26 protein-coding genes and 1 tRNA gene are annotated in these 23,267 nt (G+C 72.7%); 12 read left to right on the top strand and 15 right to left on the bottom strand.

All coding sequences use genetic code 11. The features are described 5' to 3' along the window. Positions 1-59: 59 nt before the first annotated feature. Positions 60-734 (top strand): Crp/Fnr family transcriptional regulator, encoded by a 675-nt coding sequence (locus tag AMK19_RS01640; protein WP_073807417.1) that lies wholly within the window; start codon positions 60-62, stop codon positions 732-734. Between the two features lie 64 nt (positions 735-798). On the opposite strand, the gene AMK19_RS01635 is transcribed toward AMK19_RS01640, so the two are convergent. The 5 genes from AMK19_RS01635 to AMK19_RS36385 all read right to left on the bottom strand — a co-directional run bounded on the left by AMK19_RS01635 (position 799) and on the right by AMK19_RS36385 (position 3,466). Then, positions 799-1,620 (bottom strand): MBL fold metallo-hydrolase, encoded by an 822-nt coding sequence (locus AMK19_RS01635; protein ID WP_073807416.1) that lies wholly within the window; start codon positions 1,618-1,620, stop codon positions 799-801. Next, the gene (locus tag AMK19_RS01630; protein WP_073807414.1) at positions 1,617-1,808 is read right to left on the bottom strand and encodes a hypothetical protein; all 192 of its coding nucleotides are present in this window, start codon (positions 1,806-1,808) and stop codon (positions 1,617-1,619) included. Before AMK19_RS01630 ends, AMK19_RS01635 begins: the two co-directional genes overlap by 4 nt. 95 nt (positions 1,809-1,903) lie before the next feature. Further along, on the bottom strand, positions 1,904-2,746 hold the full coding sequence (locus tag AMK19_RS01625; protein ID WP_073808307.1) for an NUDIX hydrolase: 843 nt from the start codon (positions 2,744-2,746) through the stop codon (positions 1,904-1,906). Positions 2,747-2,843: 97 nt separating this feature from the next. Next, positions 2,844-3,308 carry a RidA family protein gene (locus tag AMK19_RS01620; RefSeq protein ID WP_073807413.1) on the bottom strand — a complete coding sequence of 155 codons (465 nt, stop codon included), beginning with the start codon at positions 3,306-3,308 and terminating at the stop codon, positions 2,844-2,846. A 2-nt stretch (positions 3,309-3,310) separates the two neighbouring features. Then, positions 3,311-3,466: a DUF4177 domain-containing protein gene (locus tag AMK19_RS36385; RefSeq protein ID WP_014136749.1), complete on the bottom strand. Its 156-nt coding sequence runs from the start codon at positions 3,464-3,466 to the stop codon at positions 3,311-3,313. A gap of 275 nt (positions 3,467-3,741) precedes the next feature. Between AMK19_RS36385 and AMK19_RS01615 the strand changes: the two genes are divergently transcribed. After that, positions 3,742-4,752 carry an ArsA-related P-loop ATPase gene (locus AMK19_RS01615; protein ID WP_073808305.1) on the top strand — a complete coding sequence of 337 codons (1,011 nt, stop codon included), beginning with the start codon at positions 3,742-3,744 and terminating at the stop codon, positions 4,750-4,752. Then, the gene (locus AMK19_RS01610) at positions 4,749-5,894 is read left to right on the top strand and encodes an ArsA family ATPase (RefSeq protein ID WP_073807411.1); all 1,146 of its coding nucleotides are present in this window, start codon (positions 4,749-4,751) and stop codon (positions 5,892-5,894) included. Before AMK19_RS01615 ends, AMK19_RS01610 begins: the two co-directional genes overlap by 4 nt. Positions 5,895-5,931: 37 nt before the next feature. Here AMK19_RS01610 and AMK19_RS01605 read toward each other — a convergent pair whose 3' ends face one another. Next, positions 5,932-6,255 (bottom strand): WhiB family transcriptional regulator, encoded by a 324-nt coding sequence (locus AMK19_RS01605; RefSeq protein WP_035864045.1) that lies wholly within the window; start codon positions 6,253-6,255, stop codon positions 5,932-5,934. A 400-nt stretch (positions 6,256-6,655) separates the two neighbouring features. Here AMK19_RS01605 and AMK19_RS01595 point away from each other — a divergent pair, with 400 nt between their 5' ends. After that, the gene (locus AMK19_RS01595) at positions 6,656-8,959 is read left to right on the top strand and encodes a transglycosylase domain-containing protein (RefSeq protein ID WP_073807406.1); all 2,304 of its coding nucleotides are present in this window, start codon (positions 6,656-6,658) and stop codon (positions 8,957-8,959) included. Positions 8,960-9,053: 94 nt separating this feature from the next. Here AMK19_RS01595 and AMK19_RS01590 read toward each other — a convergent pair whose 3' ends face one another. Then, the gene (locus AMK19_RS01590) at positions 9,054-9,509 is read right to left on the bottom strand and encodes a GatB/YqeY domain-containing protein (RefSeq protein WP_073807405.1); all 456 of its coding nucleotides are present in this window, start codon (positions 9,507-9,509) and stop codon (positions 9,054-9,056) included. 141 nt (positions 9,510-9,650) lie between these two features. Between AMK19_RS01590 and AMK19_RS01585 the strand changes: the two genes are divergently transcribed. The 4 genes from AMK19_RS01585 to AMK19_RS01575 all read left to right on the top strand — a co-directional run bounded on the left by AMK19_RS01585 (position 9,651) and on the right by AMK19_RS01575 (position 12,338). Then, the gene (locus AMK19_RS01585) at positions 9,651-10,595 is read left to right on the top strand and encodes a metallophosphoesterase (protein ID WP_073807404.1); all 945 of its coding nucleotides are present in this window, start codon (positions 9,651-9,653) and stop codon (positions 10,593-10,595) included. 88 nt (positions 10,596-10,683) lie between these two features. Next, positions 10,684-10,757 (top strand) — tRNA-Pro (locus tag AMK19_RS01580). A 78-nt stretch (positions 10,758-10,835) separates the two neighbouring features. Further along, positions 10,836-10,982, top strand: a complete 147-nt coding sequence (locus AMK19_RS35790) for a hypothetical protein (protein WP_158071851.1) — start codon at positions 10,836-10,838, stop codon at positions 10,980-10,982. Between the two features lie 240 nt (positions 10,983-11,222). Further along, a complete protein-coding gene (locus AMK19_RS01575; RefSeq protein WP_073808304.1) occupies positions 11,223-12,338 on the top strand; it encodes an aminopeptidase P family protein in 1,116 nt (371 codons plus the stop codon). A gap of 18 nt (positions 12,339-12,356) precedes the next feature. On the opposite strand, the gene AMK19_RS01570 is transcribed toward AMK19_RS01575, so the two are convergent. Further along, positions 12,357-13,244: a LysR substrate-binding domain-containing protein gene (locus AMK19_RS01570; RefSeq protein WP_073807402.1), complete on the bottom strand. Its 888-nt coding sequence runs from the start codon at positions 13,242-13,244 to the stop codon at positions 12,357-12,359. A 90-nt stretch (positions 13,245-13,334) separates the two neighbouring features. Between AMK19_RS01570 and AMK19_RS01565 the strand changes: the two genes are divergently transcribed. Continuing rightward, complete coding sequence (locus AMK19_RS01565; protein ID WP_073807401.1) at positions 13,335-13,712, top strand: YybH family protein; 378 nt, start codon at positions 13,335-13,337, stop codon at positions 13,710-13,712. Positions 13,713-13,716: 4 nt separating this feature from the next. Here AMK19_RS01565 and AMK19_RS01560 read toward each other — a convergent pair whose 3' ends face one another. After that, the gene (locus AMK19_RS01560; RefSeq protein WP_241844193.1) at positions 13,717-14,244 is read right to left on the bottom strand and encodes a GNAT family N-acetyltransferase; all 528 of its coding nucleotides are present in this window, start codon (positions 14,242-14,244) and stop codon (positions 13,717-13,719) included. Between the two features lie 66 nt (positions 14,245-14,310). Here AMK19_RS01560 and AMK19_RS01555 point away from each other — a divergent pair, with 66 nt between their 5' ends. Then, on the top strand, positions 14,311-15,093 hold the full coding sequence (locus AMK19_RS01555; protein WP_073807399.1) for an SURF1 family protein: 783 nt from the start codon (positions 14,311-14,313) through the stop codon (positions 15,091-15,093). 16 nt (positions 15,094-15,109) lie between these two features. Here the strand turns inward: AMK19_RS01555 and AMK19_RS01550 are convergent, their stop codons facing one another. After that, a complete protein-coding gene (locus AMK19_RS01550) occupies positions 15,110-15,709 on the bottom strand; it encodes a hypothetical protein (RefSeq protein ID WP_073807397.1) in 600 nt (199 codons plus the stop codon). Between the two features lie 32 nt (positions 15,710-15,741). Continuing rightward, positions 15,742-17,565, bottom strand: a complete 1,824-nt coding sequence (locus AMK19_RS01545) for a S9 family peptidase (protein WP_073807396.1) — start codon at positions 17,563-17,565, stop codon at positions 15,742-15,744. 141 nt (positions 17,566-17,706) lie between these two features. On the opposite strand from AMK19_RS01545, the gene AMK19_RS01540 reads away from it, so the two are divergent. Further along, on the top strand, positions 17,707-18,294 hold the full coding sequence (locus AMK19_RS01540) for a DUF6197 family protein (RefSeq protein WP_073807394.1): 588 nt from the start codon (positions 17,707-17,709) through the stop codon (positions 18,292-18,294). Positions 18,295-18,298: 4 nt separating this feature from the next. Here the strand turns inward: AMK19_RS01540 and AMK19_RS01535 are convergent, their stop codons facing one another. Then, the gene (locus AMK19_RS01535; protein ID WP_073807393.1) at positions 18,299-19,111 is read right to left on the bottom strand and encodes a helix-turn-helix transcriptional regulator; all 813 of its coding nucleotides are present in this window, start codon (positions 19,109-19,111) and stop codon (positions 18,299-18,301) included. 139 nt (positions 19,112-19,250) lie between these two features. Between AMK19_RS01535 and AMK19_RS01530 the strand changes: the two genes are divergently transcribed. Continuing rightward, positions 19,251-20,009 carry an SDR family oxidoreductase gene (locus tag AMK19_RS01530; protein WP_073807391.1) on the top strand — a complete coding sequence of 253 codons (759 nt, stop codon included), beginning with the start codon at positions 19,251-19,253 and terminating at the stop codon, positions 20,007-20,009. 7 nt (positions 20,010-20,016) lie between these two features. Here AMK19_RS01530 and AMK19_RS01525 read toward each other — a convergent pair whose 3' ends face one another. The 3 genes from AMK19_RS01525 to AMK19_RS01515 form a co-directional block, all read right to left on the bottom strand. Continuing rightward, entirely contained in the window at positions 20,017-21,057 is a 1,041-nt protein-coding gene (locus AMK19_RS01525; protein ID WP_073807389.1) for a hypothetical protein, read from the bottom strand. Continuing rightward, positions 21,050-21,577 (bottom strand): SigE family RNA polymerase sigma factor, encoded by a 528-nt coding sequence (locus tag AMK19_RS01520; protein ID WP_198953175.1) that lies wholly within the window; start codon positions 21,575-21,577, stop codon positions 21,050-21,052. Before AMK19_RS01520 ends, AMK19_RS01525 begins: the two co-directional genes overlap by 8 nt. A 308-nt stretch (positions 21,578-21,885) precedes the next feature. Then, complete coding sequence (locus AMK19_RS01515; protein ID WP_073807388.1) at positions 21,886-23,166, bottom strand: aspartate kinase; 1,281 nt, start codon at positions 23,164-23,166, stop codon at positions 21,886-21,888. Between the last annotated feature and the right edge of the window lie 101 nt (positions 23,167-23,267).

The following is a 23,267-nucleotide window of genomic DNA, read 5'->3' as shown; positions in this document are numbered from 1 at the left end:
GACATGCGTCATCCTTGGTGGTGAATAGCACTGCCCATGACACCAGCAGGAGGAAGCTCGTGGACGACGTTCTGCGGCGCGCCGCGCTGTTCGCGGCACTCGACGACGACCAGGCTGCCGAGCTCCGGGCTTCCATGACCGAGGTGACGCTCGCCCGCGGCGAGTCGCTGTTCCACGAGGGCGACCCGGGCGACCGGCTCTACGTCGTGGTCGAGGGCAAGGTCAAGCTGCACCGCGCCTCGCCGGACGGCCGTGAGAACATGCTCGCCGTGCTCGGCCCGTCCGAGATGATCGGCGAACTCTCACTGTTCGACCCGGGCCCGCGCACCGCCACCGCCACCGCCCTCACCGAGGTCAAGCTCCTCGGCCTCGGCCACGGCGACCTGCTGCCGCTGCTGCACGCCCGGCCCGAGGTCTCCATCGCCCTGCTGCGCGCGATCGCCCGCCGGCTGCGCCGCACCAACGACGTGATGTCCGACCTGGTCTTCTCCGACGTGCCCGGACGCGTCGCCAAGGCGCTGCTCGACCTGTCGCGCCGCTTCGGCGTGCAGTCCGAGGAGGGCATCCACGTCGCCCACGACCTCACCCAGGAGGAGCTGGCGCAGCTGGTCGGCGCCTCCCGCGAGACGGTCAACAAGGCGCTGGCGGACTTCGCCGGGCGCGGATGGCTGAAGCTGGAGGCCCGGGCGGTCGTGCTGCTCGATGTGGAGCGGCTTTCCCGCCGTTCGCGCTGAGGACTGCGACAGGGGCGCGTGGAGGTACCTCCACGCGCCCCTGTCTGCGTGCCCGCTGCCGTTCTCAGATGAGGCCGTGGTCCTTCAGGTACGCGAGTTGGGCCCGGACCGACAGTTCTGCCGCCGGCCAGAGCGCGCGGTCGACGTCGGCGTAGACGCGGGCGACGACCTCGGCGGCGGTGCGGCAGCCGGCTTCGACGGCGGTTTCGACCTGGGCGAGGCGGCCGGCCCGGTGGGCGAGGTAGTAGTCGACGGCGCCGAGCGCGTCGGCGAGGACCGGGCCGTGGCCGGGCAGGACGGTGCGGACCTCGTGTTCGGCGGCCATCGCGTGCAGGTGGCGCAGGGAGGCCAGGTAGTCGCCGAGGCGGCCGTCGGGGTGGGCGACCATGGTGGTGCCGCGGCCGAGGACGGTGTCGCCGGTGAGGATCGCGCCGTCGGCGGGCAGGTGGAAGGTCAGCGAGTCCGAGGTGTGCCCGGGGGTGGCGACGACCCGCAGGTCGAGGCCGCCGATCTCCAGCCGCTGGCCGCCGTGCAGGCCTTCGTCGCCGAGGCGCAGTGCCGGGTCGAGGGCACGGACGGCGGTGCCGGTGAGTTCGGCGAAGCGGGCGGCGCCTTCGGCGTGGTCGGCGTGGCCGTGGGTGAGCAGGGTGAGGGCGATGCGCTTGCCCTGCTGTTCGGCGGTGGTGACGACGCGTCGCAGGTGGGTCTCGTCGAGCGGGCCGGGGTCGACGACGACGGCGAGGTCGGAGCCGGGCTCGGAGAGCAGCCAGGTGTTGGTGCCGTCCAGCGTCATCGGGGACGGGTTGGGGGCGAGCACGCACTGGGCGCGCGGGGTGGCGGCCCCGCCGATGTGGTCGGCGGGGTCGCCCGGAAGCAGACCGCTCACGCGGCGTCCGCCTCGGCCCGACTGAGTCGGCGCAGCGGGAGCGGCCGCACCAGGCTGCGGGTGAGGTCGCGGACCAGCAGGCGGGTGGGGGCGGTCGCGGGCACCGGTCCGTCGCAGGCGGCGGCGCGGGGGGTGACGGTGCGGGCGGGCGTGGCCGAGGTCCGGCGAGCCACATCGTTGTGAGTCATCGGAGGTCTCCTTCCGAGGTGTACGCGGTCGGTGCTGTCGCAGCGAAAAGGCACTGGTCGGCGCGGCGAATGCCGTGCTTTCCGGGGGAAGGTTCTCATGCCGGGAAGACGCCGTCGACAGTCAGTTCGTCATACCCGGGCCAGCGGACCGTCATGCGGTCGCCGGCGAGCTCGGCGCGGCCCAGGACCGGGGTCACCTTGCGGTCGGCGGCGGCGGTCAGCGCTTCGGCGGCGGTGCGCACCGGGGTCAGTTCGCGGAGCACCGTGACGGTCGGCGGCATCATGCCGAAGCGGCCGTCGTGGAAGCCCGCGACCGCGTCGGCGGGCGTCATCCAGGCGACCCGGTCGGCCTCGCCGACGGTGTCCGCGGCGGCCTGTCCGGCGGGCAGGGCGGCGACGAAGAACCAGGTGTCGAAGCGGCGTTCCTCGAACTCGGGGGTGACCCAGCGCGCCCAGGCGGCCAGCAGGTCGCTGCGCAGCACCAGCTGGTGGTTTCTCAGGAACTCGGCGAGGGACAGCTCGTGCGACTCCAGCGCGGCCCGTTCGGCGGACCGATCGCCGGGTTCGACGAGCGTCCGGTCGTCGGGGCCGGCCAGCAGCACGCCGGCCTCCTCGAAGGTCTCCCGGACGGCGGCGCAGACCACCGCGCAGGCGGTCGGCTCGTCCACGCCCAGGCGCTCGGCCCACTCCGCGGTGGACGGGCCGGCCCACGGCGGGCGCACCTCGCGGTCGCGCGGGTCGACGCCGCCGCCGGGGTAGGCGTACATGCCGCCGGCGAAGGCCATCGTGGTGCGTCGGCGCAGCAGGTACGCCTCGGGGCCGGTGGCGGAGTCGCGCAGCAGCACCACGGTGGCGGCGGCCCTGGGGGCGGCGGGGACGAGTTCTCCGGTGGCCAGGGCGCGGATTCGGGCGGGCCAGGACGGCGGCATCTCGGGCATGTTCACGGATGTTAACCGTCGTCGCGCGGGCCGGACAGGCCCGATCGCACAGGGCCCGCCACCGCGGTGCGGTGACGGGCCCCAGGGGTGTGTGCGGTCAGTCGCGGACGCGGACCATCAGCTCGACCTCGACCGGCGCGTCCAGCGGCAGCACCGCGACGCCGACGGCGCTGCGGGCGTGCACGCCCTTGTCGCCGAAGACCTCGCCCAGCAGCTCGCTGGTGCCGTTGACGACGCCGGGCTGGCCGGTGAAGTCGGGGGCGGAGGCGACGAAGCCGACCACCTTGACGACCTGCTCGACCTTGTCCAGGTCGCCGACCACGGACTTGATCGCGGCCAGCGCGTTCAGCGCGCAGATCCGGGCCAGGTCCTTGGCCTCCTCGGCGGTGACCTCGGCGCCGACCTTGCCGGTCAGCTGGAGCTTGCCGCCGACCATCGGCAGCTGCCCGGAGGTCATCACGTAGTGGCCGGTGCGCAGTGCGGGGACGTACGCGGCGACCGGCGCCGCCACCTCGGGCAGGGTCAGCCCGAGCTCGGCGAGCTTCTGCTCTACCTGACTCATGACTACTCCTTCTCGCGCTTCAGGTACGCGACCAGCTGCTCCGGGTTCGGCCCGGGAACGACCTGGACGAGCTCCCAGCCGTCCTGGCCCCAGGTGTCGAGGATCTGCTTGGTGGCGTGCACGAGCAGCGGCACGGTGACGTATTCCCACTTGGTCATGGGGGTGACTCTAGCCGCCCCGGCCGGTGTGAGGTGGGACACAAAGGGGCCATCAATCGTCGGAGCGGCCGGGATGCTCCCGTCATCCGGAGCGCTCGCTCGTTACCCTCGCGGGGAGGGACGCCACGGCGCGCCCCGGCAGAGGGGCCGCCCCGGCGGTCCTTCGACAGGCGACAGGCAGCGACGGACGGAGAGCGGGCGTGGCGGGCAGCAGCGGTACGGCGGGGCCGACCGGGCAGGCGTCGCCGCGGGAGCCGGACTGGGACGGCGTCAGGCTGCACGTGGTCAGCGGCAAGGGCGGCACCGGCAAGACCACGCTGGCCGCGGCGCTCGCGCTGGCGCTGGCCGCGGACGGCCGCCGCACCCTGCTGATCGAGGTGGAGGGCCGACAGGGCATCGCCGAGCTGTTCCGGATCGCCGCGCTGCCGTACGAGGAACGCCGGGTGGCGACCGTGACCCCGGCTCAGCTGGGCCTGCCCGGCAAGGGGCACGGCGAGGTGCACGCGCTGGCCATCGACACCGAGCAGGCGCTGCTCGAATACCTGGAGATGTTCTACAAGCTGGGCCGGGCCGGGAAGGCCCTGCAGAAGGTCGGCTTCGTGGACTTCGCCACCACCGTCGCCCCGGGCGTCCGCGACGTGCTGCTCACCGGCAAGGCCTGCGAGGCGGCCCGCCGCAAGGGCCCGGACGGCCGGCGCGCGTACGACGCGGTGGTGATGGACGCCCCGCCGACCGGCCGGCTCACCCGCTTCCTGAACGTCAACTCCGAGGTGGCGGGCCTGGCCAGGTTCGGCCCGATCCACACCCAGGCGCAGGCCGTGATGCGGGTGCTGCGCTCCCCGGAGACGGCGGTGCACTTCACGACCCTGCTGGAGGAGATGCCGGTGCAGGAGACGGTGGACGGGATCGCCGACCTGCGCGAGGCCGGGCTGCCGGTCGGCGGTGTGCTGGTGAACATGGTGCGCCCGCCGATACTGGACGCGGCCGCGGTCGAGGCCGCCCACGGCGACCACCGCGAGGACGTGGCGCTGGCCCTCGGCGAGGCCGGCCTCGGCGGGCGCTCGCGCAAGCCGGAGACCGTACGGGCCGCCGTGGAACCGCTGCTCGACCCGCTGCTGGAGCAGGCCAGGGAACACGCCGAACGGGTCGAACTGGAACGCACCCAGCGCGCCGAACTTCAACAACTCCGGCTCTCCACCTACGAGTTGCCACTGCTCGGCGGGGGCGTGGACCTGGCCGGCCTGTACCGGCTGGCGGGCGAACTGAAGCGGCAGGGAGCGGCATGACCGGGCTCGACATCGACACCCTGATCGACGACCCGGCGACCCGGATCGTGGTCTGCTGCGGCTCCGGCGGCGTCGGCAAGACCACCACCGCCGCGGCGATCGGCCTGCGCGCCGCCGAACGCGGCCGCCGCGTCGTGGTGCTGACCATCGACCCGGCCCGCCGGCTCGCCCAGTCGATGGGCCTGACCGAGCTCGACAACACCCCGCGCATCGTCAAGGGCACCCGGGGCGACGGCGAACTCCAGGCGATGATGCTGGACATGAAGCGGACCTTCGACGAGGTCGTGCTCGCCCACGCCGAACCCGGCCGGGCCAAGGCGATCCTGGAGAACCCCTTCTACCAGTCGCTGTCGGCCGGTTTCGCGGGCACCCAGGAGTACATGGCGATGGAGAAACTGGGCCAGCTCCGCGCCGAGGACCGCTGGGACCTGATCGTCGTCGACACCCCGCCGTCCCGCTCCGCGCTGGACTTCCTGGACGCCCCCAGCCGCCTCGGGTCCTTCCTGGACGGCAAGGTGATCCGGCTGCTCGCCGCCCCCGCCAAGGTCGGCGGGCGCTCCGCGATGAAGTTCCTGAACGTCGGCATGGGGCTGATCACCGGCACCCTCGGCAAGATCTTCGGCGCCCAACTGCTCACCGACGTCCAGACGTTCGTCTCCGCGATGGACTCGATGTTCGGCGGCTTCCGGGAACGCGCCGACCGCACCTACCAGTTGCTGAAGGCCGAGGACACCGCGTTCCTGGTGGTCGCCGCGCCCGAGCGCGACGCGCTGCGCGAGGCCGCGTACTTCGTCGACCGGCTCGCCGCCGACACCATGCCGCTGGCCGGCCTGGTGCTCAACCGGGTGCACACCAGCGGCGCCCCGCAACTCACCCCGGAACGCGCCCTCGCCGCCGCCGAGGCGCTGGAGGAGAACGGCACCGCCACCTCGACCGTCGAGGCCGAGACCCTGGCCGCCGGACTGCTCCGCCTGCACGCCGAACGGATGCAGGTCATGGCCCGGGAGCGGCGCACCCGGGACCGCTTCGCGTCGGTCTACCCGGACGTGCCGATCGTCGAAGTGCCCGCACTGCCCGGGGACGTCCACGACCTGGACGGACTGCGGGCCATCGGCGACCGCCTCGGCTCCCCCGCCGAGTGATCCGAAGGCCCGCCCCACCGCCCTTCGTGACGGATCGTCAGCCCGCCTGGGCGTAGTCCCGCAGGACCACCCCGGTGGCCAGCGACTCCTCGTACTCGGTGCGCGCGGTCTCCAGCAGCCTGCGCCAGGACCCCACGGTCGGGCGCCGGCGCAGCAGCGCCCTGCGCTCGCGCTCCGTCATTCCGCCCCACACGCCGAACTCGACACGGTTGTCGAGTGCGTCCGCGAGGCACTCGGTGCGCACCGGACACCCGCTGCACACCGCCTTGGCGCGGTTCTGCGCCGCCCCCTGCACGAACAGTTCATCCGGATCGCTCGTGCGGCACGCGGCCTGCGCGCTCCAGTCGTCCACCCAGCCCATCCCGGCGCCGTCCTCTCCCGATTCGGGGCTCCCCCACGGCGGCAACGGCATATTCACCGTTGCCAGTTGAGGACGTTACGGAAGAACGACACAACGCAACAGCCCCTGTCGGCCCAATCTCGAATGACCCGATCGGACTATGGGTGTCCGACAGCTCACTCGTTGGAGTGACTGCAGGTCGTGGGGCTTGCCGGGGCCGAATAGTGCGTTTTCGTCACGGTGCGCAACAGCGGCCCGCCATGCAGCCGCCGGAAGTTGGGGCACAATGCCCCGAATCGGGCAAAGCTCATCACTCACAAGAGTGATGAGGATAGACAGAGCGAAGCTGTCGCAGTTCTGTGACAAGCGTAGGCGAACACCTGCCCCCCTGTACGGGATTCCGCGACGTAGGGTTCTCCCCATGGCACCTACGCGATCCCCGGGCACCGCACTGGACAAGGCAGGGCTCGGCGTCAAGTTCCTGGGCAGCGCCGTGCTGGCCGGCATCCTGGTCGCCGGAATGGCCCTGCCGGCCGTCGGCGCGTTCGGCCTGACCGCCAAGGACACCGCCGAGTCGTTCGACAACATCCCGGACGACTTCAAGACGCCGACGCTCTCGCAGGTGTCGATGATCTACGACGCCAAGGGCGGCCTGATCGCCAAGGTGTACGACCGCGACCGCACCATCCTCTCCAAGGAGCAGATGGCACCGATCATGCGTCAGGCCCAGGTCGACATCGAGGACAACCGCTTCTACGAGCACGGTGCCGTCGACCTCAAGGGCGTGCTCCGCGCCGCCACCAAGAACGCCGAGTCCGGCACCACCGCCCAGGGCGCCTCGACGCTCACCCAGCAGTACGTGAAGAACGTCTTCGTCGAGCAGGCCGGCGACGACCAGCAGGCCTTCCTGGAAGCCACCAAGAAGAGCATGGGTCGCAAGATCCAGGAGCTGAAGTACGCCATCAAGCTGGAGGAGGACCTGAGCAAGGATCAGATCCTCACCAACTACCTGAACATCACCTTCTACGGCCACCAGGCGTACGGCATCGAGGCCGCCGCCAAGCGCTACTTCAACAAGAGCGCCAAGGACCTCACCATCCCCGAGGCCGCGATGCTGGCCGGCCTGGTGCAGAACCCCTCGGCGTACGACCCGATCACCCACCCGCAGGCCGCGCAGAACCGCCGCAACACGGTGATCAACAAGCTGCTGGAGTACAAGCACATCTCGCCGGACGAGGCGAAGGCCGCGCTCGCCAGCGACCTCGGCATCAAGTACACCGAGCCGCAGAACGGCTGCATCACCGCCAGCAACGGCATGGGCTTCTTCTGCGACTACGTGCGCCACGTGATCAAGCAGGACCCGGTGTTCGGCAAGACCGCCGCCGACCGGCAGAAGCTCTGGTCGCAGGGCGGCCTGCGGATCAACACCACCATCGACCCGGACAAGCAGCAGGCCATGTACAGCGCGGTCACCAAGAAGGTCAACGTGACCGACAAGGTGTCCGCCGCCGGCACCATGGTCAAGCCCGGCACCGGCGAGATCCTCGCGATGGCCCAGACCCGCCCGTACGGTCTGGACGAGTCCAAGAAGCAGACCGTCCTCAACCTGAACGTCGGCCAGTCCATGGGCGGCGGCAGCGGCTTCTCCCCCGGCTCGACCTTCAAGCCCATCCTGGCCGCGGCCGCCCTGGAGAACGGGGTGCCGATCACCCAGGAGCTCTCCTCGCCGCCCAAGATGGAGTACCCGTCGATCTCCACCTGCCAGGGCACCTGGAAGGACGCCGGCCACCCCACCGTGCAGAACGAGTCGGACAAGGAGATCGGCCCGTACAGCATGCAGGTCGCCATGCAGAAGTCGGTCAACACCTACTTCGTGCAGCTGGAGCAGCAGACCGGCCTCTGCCCGATGAAGCAGATGGCCGACAAGCTCGGCGTCGGCACCCTGGCCAACGGCAAGGCACTGCAGGAGGTCCCCTCCATGGTGCTCGGCACCCAGGAGGTCAGCCCGCTCCAGATGGCCTCGGTCTACGCCTCCTTCGGCGCCCGCGGCATGTACTGCTCCCCGGTCGCGCTGACCTCCGTGGTCACCAGTGACGACAAGAAGCTCGACGTGCCGAAGGCCAACTGCAACCAGGCGATGACGCAGACCACCGCGGACGGCGTCAACACCCTGCTGCTCGGCGTGACCGAGAAGGGCACCGGCTCCTCCCTCGGCCTCGACGACGGCCGTCCGATCGCCGGCAAGACCGGCACCACCGACGAGCGGTACGCCGCCTGGTTCACCGGCTACACCCCCGACCTCGCCACCTCGGTCTGGCTCGGCGGCGTCGGCGGCAACGTCTCGATGAAGAACATCACCATCGGCGGCAAGTACTTCGGCGCGGTCTACGGCGCCGACGGCCCCGGCCCGATCTGGCAGATGGCCATGAACGACGCCCTGGACGGCACCCCGCCGACCCGCTTCAAGCTCTTCGACATCGCCCCGCAGACCCCCACCCCGCCGGCCAACGACAACCCCGGCGGCACCTCCGGCGACAGCACCCGCGGCAACTCCGCCGGTGGCAACCCGGCAGGCGGCAACCCTACCGGCGGCAACCAGAACGGCGGCAACAACCCCGCGGGCGGCAACCCCGTCGGCGGAACCACCGGCTGGCCGGACGGCGGCCTGACCACCACCGGCGGGATCTCCTTCCCGCCCAGCACCGGCAAGCCCGGCCACCGCTGACCGGCGTCGGCCCGCGCCGAACACGAAGCCGCCCGCCCGGAGATCACCTCCGGGCGGGCGGCTTCTTGGCTCGCTGCTTCTCCCGCTGCGTGGCTCAGCCGGCCAGCGCGGCCTTCACCGCGGCGGCCACCCGGCCGCCGTCCGCCTTGCCGTCCACCTTCGGACGGACCAGCTTCATCACGGCGCCCATGCCCTGCGGGCCGCTCGCCCCGGACTCCGCCACTGCGGCGGCCACGATCCCGGCCAGCTCCTCGTCCGTCAGCTGCTTCGGCAGGTAGCCCGCCAGCACCTCGCCCTCCGCGCGCTCCCGCGCGGCCTGCTCGGCCCGGCCGGCCCCCTCGAAGGCGGTCGCCGCCTCGCGGCGCTTCTTCGACTCCTTGCCGATCACCTGAAGCACCTCGTCGTCGGACAGCTCGCGCTTCGTGCTACCCGCCACCTCGGCGCTGGTCACCGCGGCCAGCGTCAACCGGAGGGTGGACGAGATCAGCTCGTCCCGTGCCTTGATGGCAGCCGTGAGGTCCTCGTGCAGCTGCTCCTTGAGCGTCGTCATGCCGCCGATTCTGACATCTGCGACGCCGTGACGCCGCCCCATTACTTACCGGTACCGGCCGGTTCGCACTGACGACCCGTCACGCTCCGTGGAACCCCGGGCGCTTGTCCACCTTTTCGAACGGTCTGCGACCATGGACCGATGCGACCGCTGTACTCCGTCCCGCTCGGTGTCGCCGCCACCGGAGCCGCCTGTCTCGTCTACGCCGCCGGGTACGAGGTCCGCTCGTTCCGCCTGCGCCGCGTCGAGGTACCGATCCTCCCCGCCGGCGCGCGGCCGATCCGAATCCTCCAGGTGTCCGACATCCACATGGTCACCGGGCAGGCCAAGAAACAGCGCTGGCTGCAGAGCCTCGCCGGGCTCCGCCCCGACCTGGTCGTCAACACCGGCGACAACCTCTCCGACCCGCTCGGCGTCCCCGCCGCCCTGGACGCGCTCGGCCCGCTGATGGACTTCCCCGGCGTCTACGTCTTCGGCTCCAACGACTACTACGGCCCCGCCCGCAAGTCCCCCACCCGCTACCTCAAGGCCCTGCGCAGCGGCGTCCACGGCCTCAACAACCCCGACGGCACCAGCCGCCGCGGCATCACCGGCGCCGTCCACAACCCCTGGCAGAAACTCCGCGACGGCTTCGACCGGGCCGGCTGGCTCAACCTCAACAACGCCCGCGGCCGCCTCGACATCGCCGGCCTCGACATCGAGTTCACCGGCCTCGACGACCCGCACATCCGCCTCGACGACTACCCCTCCGTCGCCGGCGGCCCCTCCCCCGACGCCGACCTCTCGCTCGCCGTCGTCCACGCCCCCTACCTCCGCACCCTCGACGCCTTCACCGCCGACGGCTACCCCCTGATCCTCGCCGGCCACACCCACGGCGGCCAGCTCTGCATCCCCTTCTACGGCGCCCTCGTCACCAACTGCGACCTCGACACCGACCGCGTCAAAGGCCTCTCCACCCACACCGCCGCCGGCCACCGCGCCCACCTGCACGTCTCCGCAGGCTGCGGCACCAACCGCTACACCCCCCTCCGCTTCGCCTGCCCCCCCGAAGCCACCCTCCTCACCCTCACCCCCGCCCCACGCTGACCAGCCCCTAAACCGGATTTCGTCTCTGGCCCCACCTCCTGTAGAGTTCTACTCGTTGCGCCGGACACGGAAGGCAACAAAGCAGGACCGGGGTATAGCGCAGCTTGGTAGCGCGCTTCGTTCGGGACGAAGAGGCCGTGGGTTCAAATCCCGCTACCCCGACCGAGCAGTAAGGGCCGTATCGGAGAAATCCGGTGCGGCCCTTACTCGTTGTGGGCCTTGGCAGTGTTCCCGGCTCGGGTGGCTGAGCGGTTGGTGGCGCGGCAGGAGTTGCCGGCGAGTGGCCAGAGTGCGGCGTGTGCGCACCTGTTGCGGGAGGTCCGGGTGCTGTTCGGCGCGCACACGGAGGCGGCCGGGGTGCGGATCCGGGACGGCGCGACGGCCTGATCCTGTGGCCGCTGGAGGTGTTCGGGTCGGGCGGTTCGAGTTCCGCTGTGTAGCGGTCCTGTCGTGCGGGGGCCGGGGTCGGCGATGATCCTGAGGGGGTGTGAAGGAGCGCCGTTGGCAGCTTCGTGCGTCCAGTGGGAGCGTCGACCCGGGCGAGATCGTGTGCGTGGCTCTGGTCGAGGTGTTGTTCATGTGTCGCTGTGCGGCCGTCGGCCGCTGACCCCGTGGGAGGGGATTGTGATGAGCGAGCCGTTCATGACGGCGGATTTTCAGGCCCGGATGGCCCGTGCGGCGACGGCTGCTGCGGATGCGGAGCTGGCCGGGTTGGTTGTCACGCCCGGGCCTGATCTGACGTATCTGACGGGGTATCTCCCGGTGAACACCGAGCGGCTGACGGCGTTGGTGGTGGCGCCGGGGGCGGAGCCGGTGTTGTTGGTGCCGAAGTTGGAGCGGCCGGATGCGGAGCGGGCTGCGGGGGCGGAGGCGGTTCGGATGGCGGACTGGGTGGACGGGCAGGATCCGTTCGCGGTGTTGGCACCGAGTATGGATCCGGTGGGGCGGTACGGGATCTCGGACAACGCGTGGGCGATGCACCTGCTGGGGTTCCAGGAGGCGTTGCCGGGTACGTCGTACGCCTCGTTGACGGCGGCGCTGCCGATGTTGCGGGCGGTGAAGGAGCCGGACGAGTTGGCGCGGCTGGCGGCGGCGGGTGCGGCGGCGGACCTGACGTACGGGGCGATCCTAAGTGTGCCGTTCGCGGGGCGCACCGAGCGGGAGGTGGCGGCGGATCTGGCGGCGCTGCTGATCGAGCACGGGCACAGCCAGGTGGACTTCACGGTGGTGGGTTCCGGTCCGAACGGGGCCAATCCGCACCACGAGGCCGGGGACCGGGTGATCCAGCGCGGTGACACGGTGGTACTGGACTTCGGCGGGCTGAAGGACGGCTACGGCTCGGACACCACCCGGACGGTGTTCGTGGGCATCGAGCCGCCGAAGGAGGTGCAGGAGGTGCACGACCTGGTGCGGCGGGCGCAGCAGGCGGCGTTCGACGCGGTGGCGCCGGGGGTGGCCTGCCAGGAGATCGACCGGGTGGCCCGGGCGGTGATCACCGAGGGCGGGTACGGCGAGTACTTCATTCACCGCACCGGCCACGGCATCGGGCTGACCACCCACGAGCCGCCGTACATGATCGAGGGCGAGACCCGGCCGCTGGTGCCGGGGATGTGTTTCTCCATCGAGCCGGGCGTCTATCTGCCGGGCCGGTTCGGTGTCCGGATCGAGGACATCGTGACGGTGACGGAGGACGGCGGTCTGCGGTTCAACGGGACGCCGCACGAGCTGGCGTTCGTCAACTGACCTTCCTCCGAAGGGCGTTCACCCGGACAGGCGCTGACCGAACGCCCGGCGGAGTTCGGCGCGCAGGGCGCGCAGTGCGGGGGCGGGGCCGGGGCGGGAGACCAGGGCGAGCAGGCCGGGGGTGGTGAGGTCGGCGACGCCGACCGGCAGCAACGCGGGGAAGGCCTGGGCCATGGAGCGGCTGAGCACGGCGACGCCGAGCCCGCGGGTGGCGAGGTCGGCGATCGCGGAGGCGGCGGAGGCCTGCAGGGCGATCCGCGGGGTGAGTCCGGCGGCGGCGCAGTCGCGGTCGAGGACGGTACGGACGCCGGTGCCGGGCGGCAGGCAGATCAGCGGGTGGGCGAGCAGGTCGGCGAGGGTGACGTCGGGCTGCCCGGCGAGCGGGTGGCCGGGCGGGACGGCGGCGACCACGGGTTCGTCGATCAGGGTGTGTGCGTCGAGGCCGTCGGGGGTGGTGCCGGCGCAGCCGATCAGGGCGAGGTCGAGGGCGCCGGTGCGGACGGCTTCGGAGAGGTGGGCGGAGTCGTCCTCCAGCAGGGCGAGTTCGACGCCGGGGTGGGCGCGGTGGAAGGCGGCCAGGCCGTCGAAGAGCGGCGTGAGGGTGCAGCCGGCCACCATGCCGACGGTGAGGCTGCCGCGAATCAGGTCGCTGACCTCGCCGACGGCCTGGCCGACGGCGCGGGCGGCGGCGACGGCCTGCCGGGCGTGTTCGAGGGCGGCCTTGCCGGCCACGGTGAGGGTGACGGTGCGGGCCGAGCGGTCGAAGAGTTCGGCGCCGAGTTCGCGTTCGAGTTGCCGGATCTGGGCGCTGACGCCGGACTGGCTGATGTGCACCCGCTCGGCGGCGCGGGTGAAGTTGCGTTCCTCGGCGACGGCGAGGAAGTACTCCAGCTGCCTCAGTTCCATAACTGGCAATGATAGTTCGGATCAGATCCAGCTGTTGGACTTCTGATACGGCCCAGGGAAGGCTGGGAGCAGGACGACGAGGAGGACCTGATGAGCGAGTACGGCGAGTACGAGAAGGCGATGCGCCCCGAGGAGCTGACCCGGCTGTTCGTGGAGCGCTCCAACGCGGGTGACGCGGCCGGTGTCGCCGCGCTGTACGAGGAGCACGCTGTCATGGCGTATCCGCCGGGGCAGTTCACGGTCGGCCGGGAGGCGATCCGGGCGCTGTGGGCGCAGGTGCTGGCGCACCGGCCGCAGTTCACCCCGGAGCCGCCGCTGCCGACGCTGGCCGCGGACGGCATCGCGCTGACCGCCACCCCGCCGAAGGACGGTGCCGGGGCTCGCGCCCAGGTGGTGCGTCAGCAGCCGGACGGCAGTTGGCTGCGGCTGCTCGACCAGCCCGAGTTCCTGCGGCCGGGCACCGAGTGATCGGTCAGCCGATGAGCTGCTTGTAGTAGTACGTGGTGTCGGCGAGGACGCCGTCGGGCGTGGCGGCGTGGCCGGGGACGGTGCCGAAGGACGTCCACCCGGCGCTGCGGTAGAGGTGTTCGGCAGCGCTGCCGGTCTGGGTGTCGAGCAGCAGCAGGGTGGCGCCGGTGTCCCGGGCGGCCTGCTCGACGGTGGTCAGCAGCCGCCGTCCCAGGCCGGCGCCGCGGGCGTCGCGGTGCACCAGCAGCTTGGAGACCTCGGCGCGGTGCCGGCCGTTCGCCCGGACCTCGCGGACCAGGGCGACGGTGCCCAGCACGCGCCCGTCGGCGTCGGACGCCGCCCACAGCAGTCGGCTGCCGTCCGCGACGGACGGGTGCAGGGTGCGCCACCAGGCGGCGGCCTCGTCGCGGCCGGTGTCGGCCAGGAAGCCGACGGAGGCGCCGTCGGCCACGGCGTCCAGCAGCAGGTCGGCGAGGGCCTCGGCGTGGGTGTGGAGTGCGTCGGCGGTCAGCGGGTTGATCAGGGCTGTCACGTCGCCACCCTACGGTGGGCGTACCCGGCGGTCGGGGGCGTTGTCAGGAATGGTTACCGTGGTGGGGTGTACCGGTTCCTGTTCAGCCCGCGGTGGCTCGTCGGCACGGTCGTCGCGGTGGCGGCGATCGGGGTCTGTCTGATGCTGGGCTCCTGGCAGTTGGGCCGGTTCGAGAGCCGGGTCTCCACCCACCAGGAGATCGACAAGGCGGCGGCCGCCGCGAGCGGGACGCCGGCCCGGCCGCTGGCCGAGGTGCTGCCGGACGCCGCGGCGAAGGTCGGCACCGACACCCTGGGCCGGACGGTGAGCGTCACCGGCTCGTACGACGTCGAGCACCAGCTGCTGGTGCCGAACCGCACGGTGGACGGCCGTTCCGGCTACTACGTGCTGACGCCGCTGCTGGTCGACGGCGGCCGGGCGGTGCCCGTGGTGCGCGGCTGGGCGGAGGGTTCCCCGGGCACGGCTCCGGCGGCGCCGTCCGGGCAGGTCGGCGTGACGGGCCGGTTGCAGGCCCCGGAGAACAGCGGCAGCGGCGGCGCGGTGGCGGGCGGCCTGCCGGCCGGGCAGCTGGGCACGATCAGCCCGGCGACGCTGGTGAACGTGCTGCCGTACCCGGTGTACGACGGCTGGGTCGCGTCCGACGACGTTCCGGCGGGGCTGACGGCGGTGCCGACGGTGCAGCCGCAGGGCGGGGACGGGCTGAGCCTGCGGGCGTTCCAGAACCTCGGGTACACGCTGGAGTGGTTCGTCTTCGCCGGGTTCGTGGTCTTCATGTGGTTCCGGCTGGTGCGCCGCGAGGCGGAGGCCGTCCAGGACCGGGCCCTCGGACTGGACCCGGCCCTGGACTGACCCGCTCGCCGCTCCGTCAGCGCGTCCCGGACCTGGACGCCGACGCGGAGGGTGACGGCGACGGCCCCGCGGACGGCGAGGCCGAGGCCGAGACCGAGACACTGGCCGACTGCGAGGCGCACGGCACCGGCGGGGCCGCGGAGCTCGGCGAGGCCGACCCGCCGGACGACGCCGACGGCGAACCGGTGGCCGAGGTCGCGGCGGGCAGCGCGCCCGGAGTGGCGCAGGCCCCGTTGCCGAAGTCGCCGAAGCCGGAGCCCGGGGTGGGCGACGGGTTGCCGCACTCGTCGACGTAGTCGTCGCTGCGGGTGGAGCCCGGCCGGTGGTGGTAGTGGTGCACCACCCGGGTGCCGCCGCCGCCCGAGTACGGCGACGTCCCGGAGCCCTTGCTGCCGGAGCCGCCCGACCCCTTCGACCCCTTCGACCCGTTGGACCCGCTGGAGCCCTTGGAGCTGCGGCCGCCGCTCTTGCCCTTGGCGAGGACGATGCCGGTGTCCGCCTTCGCGGGGGCGGCGGCCTCCACGCAGTCGTACCTGTCGTTGTTCGACGAGCAGCCGGCCGCGGTCAGCACGATCGCGCCGACCGCGGCGACGGCCAGCGCGGCGCGTCCACCCATCGGTTGTCCCCCCTGCCGCCCGGGTCTACCGGTCACCGGACCGTGCCGGGGGCCAGGTGTCGCCGGACGAAGTCGATCTCCAAGCGAAGCTGCTTGATCCGCTCGTCGACGACCAGCGAACCGTGCCCGGCATCGTAGCGGTACACCTCGTGGACCTTGCCGAGCTCCTCGAGCCGCTGGACGTAGTTGTCGATCTGCCGGATCGGGCAGCGCGGGTCGTTGACGCCGGCGCTGATGTACACCGGGGCCTTGACCTGCTCGACGTAGGACAGCGGCGAGGAGGCGTGCCAGCGCTCGGGGACGTCCTCCGGGGTGCCGCCGAACAGCGTGCGGTCGAGCGACTTCAGCGCCTCCATCTCGTCCGCGTACGCGGTGAGGTAGTCGGCGACGGGGACGGCGGCCAGGCCGAGCGTCCACCGGTCGGGCTGGGTGCCGAGGCCGAGCAGGGTCAGGTAGCCGCCCCAGGAGCCGCCGGAGAGGACCAGCCGGTCCGGGTCGGCCAGGCCGGAGGAGACCGCCCAGTCGCGGACGGCGCCGATGTCCTCCAGCTCGATCAGGCCGACGCGTTCGGTGAGCGCGTCGGTCCAGGCCTGGCCGTAGCCGGTGGAGCCGCGGTAGTTGACCCGGACGACCGCGAAGCCGTGGTCGAGCCAGGCGGCGGGGCCGGCCGCGAAGGAGTCGCTGTCGTGGTGGGTGGGGCCGCCGTGCACCTCGAACACCGTCGGGAACGGGCCCTCGCCGGTGGGACGCTGCACCAGGGCGTGCACCCGGCCGCCGGGGCCGTCCACCCAGACGTCCTCGACCGGCACCGAGCCGGGCGGCACCGGGCCGGGCGCGCGCAGCACCACCGTCCCGGCGGTGGAGCGCACCGCGGACGGCTCGGCGGCCGAGGACCACAGGAACTCGACGGTGCCGTCGGGGCGGGCGGTGGCCCCGGCGACGGTGCCGCGCGGGGTGTCCAGCCGGGTCAGCTCGCCGGTCTCCAGCTGGTACGAGAACAGCTCGGAGCGGGCCTCGTATTCGTGCTCGATCAGCAGCGAGCGGGCGTCGGGCCGCCACTGCGCGGACAGGTCGCCGGGGAACGGGTGGCCCTGCTCGTCGCGGAGGGCCAGCTCGGTCTCGGTGCCGGTGGCGACGTCCCACAGCATCGGCTCCCAGCGGCCGGTGCGCTGGTGGGCGACCAGCAGCCGGGTGTCGCCGGCGGCGGGCGCGAAGCCGAGGCAGGCCACGCCGCGCGGCTCGGTACGGCCGGTGACCTCGTCGAGTTCGGCGACGGTCGTGCCGTCGGACAGCCGCAGCACCCGGATCGCGGAGTGCATGGCGTCGCCGTGCTCGGTGTGGTCGACGGCCAGCAGGGCGCTGTCGTGGGACAGATCGCCGACGCCGCCGTACTCGGCGTGCCGGTAGACCACCTCGGACTCGTCCGCGCCGGGGCGGCGCAGGTAGAGGGTGGTGCCCTCGTCGTCGGTGGAGGTGCCGACCACCACGGTGCCGTCCCGGCCGAGCGCCAGGCCCGCCTCGTAGGCGGCGGGGACACCGGGCACGGCCTCCTGGTCGGGGCCGCCGGCGAACGGCTGGCGGCGCCAGACGCCGAACTCGTCGCCGTCGGTGTCGTCGAACCACCAGATCCACGCGCCGTCGGGGCTGAGCTCCGCGTCCGTGGTGCCGTTGGGGCGGTCGGTGACCCGGCGGTGCTCGTCGGTGGCGCGGTCCCACGCGTACACCTCGTAGGTGCCGGTCGCGTTGGACACGTACAGCGCCCGCTCCGGTGCCTCGTCCGCCCAGTCGGGCAGCGAGACCCGTGCTGCCCGGAACCGCTGCTCCCACGCCGGAACGACGTTCGTCTGCTCGTTCATACCCTCATCCAACCCGATTCCGGGTGGTGAGCGGAACGGCGGTGACGAACCCCGGGGACACGGAACGGCTGCGGTGCGGCACCCTACTGACGATCAGAGGAAGAGGTACAAATACGACATAACGACCGGAGGAGTTGTGCCATGCCCGCTTCCGCGCCGCCGTTCGACCAGCTCGACCGACTCGAACTGCCCGTTCTCGCCCAGCACCTCGGCCTGGTCGAGGAGATCGAGCAGTACCTGGCCGGGCTCCCCGCCCCCGCCCGGCTGCCCCTGCTGCCGCTGCCCGCGCCGCCGCCGGTGGAACCCGGCTGCGACGGCGGGCCGTACGGATCCGCCCGCCAGCCCTGGAACTTCGGGTACCCGCTGCCGCGCCGCACCCTGCTGGACCGGGCGGTCGGCCGCCCCGCCCGCCCGGTGGCGGTCACCGTGGCCGGGCACCTGCGGCTGACCTCCCGCTACCTCGCCGAGGCGGGCTGGATCCAGGGCGCGATGTGGGACGCGGTCGGCCGGGTCTGCCTGCTCGGCGCGCAGACCGCCGTCCTCGCGCACGGATACGGCACCGCGTACACGGTGCGCCGGGCCCGCGTCCAGGTGATGGAGGTGCTGCACGCCACCGGCCGTCCGACCGCCTCCCCCGACCTGTGGAACGACCGGCCGGGCCGGCGGCAGGCCGAGGTGCACGCCCTGCTGCAGCGCGCCGAGGCCCGCGCCGAGTCGCTCGGCATCTGAAGCGTCACACCCGGGCGGCGCCCGCCAGCAGCGCGAGGCGCTCGGCGGTGGGCGAGCCGGGCTCGGCGGTGTAGACGACCAACTGCAGCCCGGGCTCGCCGGGCGGGGTCAGCGTCTCGTAGCCGACGTCCAGCTCGCCGACCCGCGGGTGCAGCAGCAGCTTGCGGCCGTGCGCCTTCTCGCGGACGCCGTGGCGCGCCCACAGGTCGGCGAACAGCGGGTCGGTGCTGAGGTCGGCGAGCAGCGCCGCCAGTTCGGGGTCGTCCGGGTGCCGGGCCGCGTCCACCCGCAGGAAGGCGGCGGTCTCGGCGGCGACCCGCTCGAACTCGGGGTAGAGCCGGCGTCCGGCGGCCGACAGGAACGCGTGCCGGGCCACGTTGACCTGCCCGGGCGGCAGCGCGGAGAAGCCCATCACGGCGTCGCCGAGCGCGTTCCAGGCCACCACGTCCAGGCAGCGGCCGAGTACGAACGCGGGCGCGTCCAGCGCGTCCAGCAGCAGCCGCAGCCCGCTGCGCAGCTGCCGGGGGCCGGGGCGGGCGGGTTCGCGCGGCGGCCGGGCCAGGTCGTGCAGGTGGCGGCGTTCGGTCCGGTCCAGCCGCAGCACCCGGGCCACCGCGTCCAGCACCTCCGCCGAGACGCCGTCGCCGCGGCCCTGTTCGAGCCGCACGTAGTAGTCGACGCTCACCCCGGCGAGCTGCGCCACCTCCTCGCGGCGCAGCCCCGGTACCCGGCGGCGGCGTCCGAACTCCGGCAGCCCGACGTCGGAGGGCTGGATCCGGGCCCGGCGCAGCCGCAGGAACTCCCCCAGTTCGTTCATGCCCCGACGATACGTCGGGCCGCCGGCCGCGAAGGTGGTTCCGGCGGACCCAGGAAAAGCTCAGCCCTGGGTGGGCGGGCGGCGCGCGCCGAGACTCGTGGACGTCACCGCAGCAGACCCGAACAGGAGCGTGGTTCCCATGGCACAGCAGACCCTGCACAGCCGCACCGCCGTCGTCACCGGCGCCGCCAGCGGCATCGGCGAGGCCGTCGCCCGGCGGCTCGTCGCGGACGGCGCCCGGGTGGCGCTGCTGGCCCGCCGCAGGGACCGCCTGGAGCGGCTGGCCGCCGAGCTCGGCCCGAACGCGCTGGCGGTGCCCGCCGACGTCACCGACCAGGCCTCGGTGGACGACGCCCGGCGGCAGGTGCGGGCCGCCTTCGGGCGGGTCGACCTGGTGGTGAACGCGGCCGGCGTGATGCTGCCCAACCCGGTGGACGACGGCCGGATCGACGAGTGGACCCGGATGATCGACACCAACGTGACGGGCGTGCTGCGCGTCATCGGCGCGTTCGGCCCGGACCTGGTGGCCGCCGCGGCCGCCGGTGCCACCGCCGACCTGCTGAACGTCTCCTCGATCGGCGCGCACGTGGTGTTCCCGAACTACGCGGTGTACGGCGCGACCAAGGCCGCCGTCACCCAGCTGTCGGCCGCGCTGCGCGCCGAGTACGGCCCGCGCGACGTGCGCGTCACCTCCGTCGAACCCGGCCTGACCGACACCGAGCTGGGCAGCCACATCGACAACCCGGCGCTCGGCCCGGACGGTCAGCTGGGCGCCATGTTCGACGCGATCGGCGCGCTCTCCCCCGCCGACGTCGCCGACCTGGTCGGGTACGTCGTCTCCCGGCCGCGGCACGTCAACCTGCGCCACGTGGTGGTGCTGCCGACCCGGCAGGCCTGAGCGGCCGTCAGGGGGCGGCGCTCGACGAGGGGGCCGGGCCGCCGGGAGCCGGGGCCGGTTCGGGGGGCGTGTGGTAGACCGTGCCGCCGCAGCCGACCGGAAGGGCGGCGGTGGCGGCGGGCCGGGCGGACCGGTCGGGGATGTAGCCGAGCGCGAAGGTGGCGGGCGACGAGGGGCCGGGGGTGCCTCCGGGAGCGGGCTCGCCGGTGGGGCTCGGGTCGGCGGCGACGGCCGCGGGGGCGGGCTCGGCCGGGGTGCCGGCGCCGGGCAGGCCCGCGGAGCTGGGCGCGAGGGTGGGCCGGCTGCTGGGGACGGGCGGCGGGGTGTCGCAGCGGGCGGGCACCCAGGCGAACCGGACCAGGTAGGAGCCGCCGGGGCCGAGCAGCAGTTCGCGGGGCAGCCCGGCCGGGTCGGGCAGCGCGCCGGCCGGGTCGCCGACGGTGTGGGCGGCCAGGCGGACGCCGGTGGCGCCGGTGCCGAGGTCGAGGACGCCCGGGTCGGTGACCCGGCACGGGTGGTCGGAGGTGTTGGTGAGCCGGAACCAGCCGTAGATCCGGCCGTCGGCGGGGATGGCGTCGGCCTGCTGGGCGTCGACCCGGCCGAAGTCGGCGCGGGTGCACAGCGGCGGGACGGCGGGCGACGCGCCCGGGCTGCCGTCGGCGCTCGGGTCGGCGGTGGTCTCGGAGCCGGTGCCGTCGGCCCCGGTGACGCTCGCGGTGGGCAGGCCGTGCGGGTGGCCGGGGGCCGCCGCGGAGCTGTCCGGGACGGCGGCGTGGCCCTCGCCCGCGGCCTGACCGCCGGTCGGGTCGCCGGACAGGTGGAACGGCTGGGCGGCGTGCACCAGCGGCAGCACGGCGGCGGCGCCGGCCAGCACCGCCGCGCCGCTCCAGGCGCGCCGCCGGGCGGCCCGGCGGCGGGGCACGGCGGTGCGCAGCCGGGGCAGCGCGCCGGGTTCGGGCTGGACGGTCGCGACCGCGCGGTGCAGCAGGTCCCGGAGCTGGTCCTCGGTCAGTTCGTGGTGCGGGCGCGGACGGTGCTGGTCAGTCATCGCCGCTCTCCAGCCGCACCCGCAGGGCGGCCAGTCCGCGCGACCCGTACGCCTTGACGGAGCCGACGGAGATGCCGAGCACCTCTGCGACCTGCGCCTCCGTCAGGTCGGCGTAGTAGCGCAGCACCAGCACCTCCCGCTGACGGCGTTGCAACCCCCTTAGCGCGGCCTTCAGTTCATCGCGCTCCAGCGCATCGTATGCCCCCTCTTCTGCACTGGCCATGTCAGGCATGGGCTTGGGCAGCAGGCGCAGGCCGAGCAGCCTGCGGCGCAGCGTGGAGCGGGACAGGTTGACGACGGTCTGCCGCAGGTATGCCAGGGTCTTCTCGGGATCCCGGACCCGGCGCCGGGCGGCATGCACCCGGATGAACGCCTCCTGCACGACGTCCTCGCAGGAGGAGAGGTCGTCCAGCAGCAGTGCGGCGAGCCGCAGCAGAGAACGGTAGTGGGCCCGGTAGGTGTCGGTGAGCTGGTCGACGCTGGCCCCGGTCGCGTCCGCTGCCGCCGCAGCAAAGCCCATCCGACTACCGGCCCGCCGGGCCGCCCCGGGCAGGGTGATCGCCACCGCCGCCCCTGTCACGTTCATCACGCTTGTTGGACACCCGATCCCCTGTCCTGGTTGCCCCCCGCCGGGGGAGTTCTTCCGCAGAGAGGGAATCCCCCTCCGGAACACGTCGCTCCGAAGGGGGATTCTGACAGAACCGGCGGACGGTCAGGGTCCGCTTCACCCGTCCCGCACACAACCTCTGCGCCGTGCGCGAGCCGGGCGCGAGCCCCGGGCGCGGGGCCGGTGGCCGGAGGCCGGAGGCCGGTGCCCCGAAGCCGTGCCTAGCGGCCGGTGCCGCCGTAGACGACCGCCTCGTCGCCGGAGCTGTCCAGCCCGAAGGCGGTGTGCACGGCACGGACCGCCTCCGGCACGTCCTCGGCGCGGGTGACCACCGAGATCCGGATCTCCGAGGTGGAGATCAGCTCGATGTTCACGCCCGCCTCGGACAGCGCCTCGAAGAACGTCGCGGTGACGCCCGGGTTGGAGCGCATGCCGGCGCCGACCAGCGAGATCTTGCCGATCGCGTCGTCGAAGCGCAGCGACTCGTAGCCGATGCCCTCCTTGACGCGGTTCAGCGCGTCGATGGCCTTCTGGCCCTCGTTGGTGGGCAGGGTGAAAGAGATGTCGGTGAGGCCGGTGGACGCGGCGGAGACGTTCTGCACCACCATGTCGATGTTGACCTCGGCGTCCGCGATGGCGCGGAAGATCCGGGCTGCCTCGCCCGGCTTGTCCGGAACGCCGACGACGGTGACCTTGGCCTCCGACGTGTCGTGGGCGACTCCGGAGATGATGGCCTGCTCCATCTCGCCCCCTTCGGGCTGGTTCGGGTTGGTGGCGCTGACGATAGTCCCCGGCAGGCCGGAGAACGAGGATCGTACGTGAATCGGGATGTTGTAGCGCCGGGCGTACTCGACACAGCGGTCGAGCAGCACCTTCGAGCCGGACGAGGCCAGCTCCAGCATGTCCTCGAAGCCGATCCAGTCGATCTTGCGAGCCTTCTTGACCACCCGCGGGTCGGCGGTGAACACGCCGTCCACATCGGTGTAGATCTCGCAGACCTCGGCACCCAGCGCGGCTGCCAGCGCCACCGCCGTGGTGTCCGAGCCGCCGCGGCCCAGCGTGGTGATGTCCTTGGAGACCTGCGAGACACCCTGGAAGCCGGCCACGATCGCAACGTTGCCCTCGTCCAGGGCATTGCGGATGCGGCCCGGCGTCACGTCGATGATCCGCGCCTTGTTGTGCGTCGCATCGGTGATCACACCGGCCTGGCTGCCGGTGAACGACTGGGCGTCGAAGCCCAGCGTTTTGATCGCCATCGCCAGCAGCGCCATGGAGATGCGCTCTCCGGCGGTCAGCAGCATGTCGAACTCACGGCCGGACGGAATAGGCGTCACCTGTTCCGCGAGTTCGATGAGCTCGTCCGTGGTGTCACCCATCGCGGAGACCACGACGACGACCTCATGGCCGGCCTTCCGGGTGTCCACGATTCGGCGGGCGACGCGCTTGATGCCTTCGGCATCAGCGACGGATGAGCCGCCGTACTTCTGCACGACAAGGCCCACGGGGGCTCCTCGACTTGGGGTGGTAGGTCGCCGTCAGTCTAACGAGCAGGGATGTTCCGGCCGCCGCTTTCCAGATGGTGAGATGCGAATATCGAACTCTG

The organism is Kitasatospora sp. CB01950 (assembly GCF_001905465.1).
Taxonomy (GTDB): domain Bacteria; phylum Actinomycetota; class Actinomycetes; order Streptomycetales; family Streptomycetaceae; genus Kitasatospora.
The sequence above is the reverse complement of the archived record's forward strand: the minus strand, read 5'-3'. Positions and strand labels throughout refer to the sequence as shown.